Annotated in this window: 2 protein-coding genes; both read right to left on the bottom strand. The window is 69.4% G+C overall.

Annotated elements, in window-relative coordinates:
- Window positions 1–2: 2 nt before the first annotated feature.
- Complete coding sequence (pntB, locus tag AC1DP0_RS20215) at window positions 3–1,325, bottom strand: Re/Si-specific NAD(P)(+) transhydrogenase subunit beta (RefSeq protein ID WP_478088063.1); 1,323 nt, start codon at window positions 1,323–1,325, stop codon at window positions 3–5.
- Between the two features lie 66 nt (window positions 1,326–1,391).
- Window positions 1,392–2,954, bottom strand: coding sequence for a Re/Si-specific NAD(P)(+) transhydrogenase subunit alpha (locus AC1DP0_RS20210; RefSeq protein WP_478088061.1), 1,563 nt, complete (start codon window positions 2,952–2,954; stop codon window positions 1,392–1,394).
- Window positions 2,955–3,084 lie beyond the last annotated feature (130 nt).

Below are 3,084 nucleotides of genomic sequence, written 5' to 3'. Positions count from 1 at the left end.
CCCTAGAGCTCCTTGATGATGTCCTCGACGCGCTCCTTGGCGTCGCCGAAGAGCATGGCTGAGTTGTCACGGAAGAAGAGCGGGTTCTGGACCCCGGCATAGCCGGYGTTCATCGAGCGCTTGAAGACGACGACGTCCTTGGCGTTCCACACCTTGAGCACCGGCATGCCGGCGATCGGCGAGGTCGGGTCCTCGGCCGCCGCCGGGTTGACGGTGTCGTTGGCCCCGATGACGAGGACGACATCGGTGTCCGGGAAGTCGTCGTTGACCTCGTCCATCTCCAGGACGATGTCGTAGGGCACCCGCGCCTCGGCGAGGAGCACGTTCATGTGGCCCGGCAGCCGCCCAGCGACCGGGTGGATGCCGAACCGCACGTCGACCCCGCGCTCGCGCAGCTTGGACGTGAGCTCCGCGACCGGGTACTGCGCCTGGGCGACGGCCATGCCGTAGCCGGGCGTGATGACGACCGACGACGCGTTCTTCAGCAGGTCGGCGACCTCGGCCGCGGTCGTCTCGCGGTGGTCGCCGTAGTCGACGTCCGAGTCCGACACCGCTCCGTCGGAGCCGAACCCGCCGGCGATGACCGAGACGAACGACCGGTTCATCGCGGTGCACATGATGTAGGAGAGGTAGGCACCGGACGAGCCGACGAGCGCGCCGGTCACGATGAGCAGGTCGTTGCCGAGCATGAAACCGGCTGCAGCCGCAGCCCAACCCGAGTAGCTGTTGAGCATCGAGACGACGACGGGCATGTCACCGCCGCCGATCGAGGCGACGAGGTGCCAGCCGAACGCGAGCGCGATGGCCGTCATGACGAGCAGCGGCACGAGCGAGTGCGCTGCCACGAACCACCCGAGCAGGCCGGCGGACACGACGAGGGCAGTGAGGTTGAGCCAGTGCCGCGCCGGCAACATCAGCGGCTTGCTCGAGATGCGCGCCGACAGCTTGAGGAAGGCCACGATCGAGCCCGTGAACGTCACGGCTCCGATGAAGACGCCGAGGTAGATCTCGACGAGGTGCACCGAGTCCCCCGCGCCGCCGGACGCGAGGAAGGTGTTGAGACCCACGAGCACCGCCGCCGCGCCGACGAACGAGTGGAGCATGGCGATCAGCTCGGGCATGCCGGTCATCTCGACGCGACGCGCGCGCCAGATGCCGATCGCGGCGCCGATCGCCATCGCGACGGCAACGGCGATGACGTTGCCCCAGGGGGCGTCGCGCAAGGAGAGCCAGAGGGTCGCGACGAGGGCGATGCCCATGCCGACCATGCCCAGCACGTTGCCGTCCCGCGCGGTCTCGTGCTTCGAGAGGCCGGCGAGCGACATGATGAAGAGCAGGGCCGCGACGATGTAGGCGGCCTGGATGAGCGAGGTGCTGACGTCGGTCACGGTTCAGCCCTTCCTGAACATCGTCAGCATGCGGCGGGTCACGGTGAAGCCACCGAAGATGTTGATGCTCGCGATCAGGGTGGCAAGAAACGCGAGGACGATGATCACGACCTGCGAGCCGGGCGACGTGCGAGCCGCGCCCAGCTGGAGCAGGGCACCGACGATGATGATGCCGCTGATCGCGTTGGTCACGGACATCAGCGGGGTGTGCAGGGCGTGGTGGACGTTGCCGATGACGTAGTAGCCGATGACGACCGCGAGCGCGAAGACCGTGAAGTGGCCGAGGAAGCTGGCCGGTGAGACGGCCGCGATCGCCGCGAAGACGGCCGCGCCGATCCCCATGGCCACATACCTGCGGCGTGGATCCTTCGGTGGCTCAGGCTCCTTCGCCACCTTCTTGTCGTATGCCGTCTGCGCGACCGGGGCCGCCGCGCTCACCTGGATGGCAGGCGGGGGCCACAGCAGCTCACCGTCCCTCGCCACCGTCATGTTGCGCTGGACGACGTCGTCGAAGTCGAGGACGAGCTCGCCGTCCTTGCCCGGCGTGAGCAGCTTCATCAGGTTGACGAGGTTGGTGCCGTAGAGCTGCGAGGCCTGGGTGGGCAGCCGGGCCGCGAGGTCGGTGTAGCCGATGATCCTGACGCCGTTGTCGCTGACGACCATCTCGTCGGCGACCGAGCCCTCGACGTTGCCACCGTTGGCCGCGGCCATGTCGACGATCACGGAGCCCGGCCTCATCGCCGCGACCATGTCGGCGGTGATGAGCCGCGGCGCGGGGCGCCCGGGGATCAGCGCCGTCGTGACGATGATGTCGACGTCGGGAGCCTGCGCGGCATACAGCTCGGCAGCCCGCCGGTTGTACTCCTCGCCCATCTCCTTGGCGTAGCCGTCGCTCGACACCGCGGCGTCGATCTCGGGCATCTGCACCGCGAGGAAGTCGGCGCCCATCGACTCGACCTGCTCGGCCACCTCGACGCGGGCGTCGGTCGCGCGGACGATCGCGCCCAGGGACCGCGCGGTCCCGATGGCGGCGAGCCCCGCGACGCCCGCCCCCGCGACGAGGACCTTGGCGGGCGGCACCTTGCCGGCCGCGGTGACCTGGCCGGTGAAGAACGAGCCGAACTCGTGGGYCGCCTCGACGACAGCGCGGTAGCCGGCGATGTTGGCCATCGACGACAGGACGTCCAGCGACTGCGCGCGGCTGATGCGCGGGACGGCGTCCATGGCCATCGCCGTGACCTCGGCCGCCCGCAGCTTCTCGACGAGGTCGGGGCTGATCGCCGGCGCCATGAGCGAGACGAGGACGGTGCCCGGTCGCAGCCGCGCGATCTCGTCGTCGGACGGGGCGTTGACCTTGTGCACGACCGGCGAGCCCCAGGCCTCCTCGACGGTGACCACGCGAGCGCCGGCAGCGGCATACGCCTCGTCGGAGAAGCTCGCCCGCTCCCCCGCCCCCCGCTCGACGGCCACGTCGTAGCCGAGGGCCACGAGCTGCTCGACGGTCCTGGGCGTCGCGGCGACGCGTGTCTCGCGGGCGCGGGTCTCACGGGGGACACCGATCTGCACGCTGGGCTCCTTCGCGCTCAAGGCTGTGGGCACTGGTTCCCGAACCTAGAGCACGACGCGCGGGTAGCGGAGCGTCTGCCGGGCACGTCACACAAAATGACACTCGGACGGACCCGAACGTCTCTGATCG

The organism is Terrabacter sp. P5_B1 (assembly GCF_056400505.1).
The sequence above is the reverse complement of the archived record's forward strand: the minus strand, read 5'-3'. Positions and strand labels throughout refer to the sequence as shown.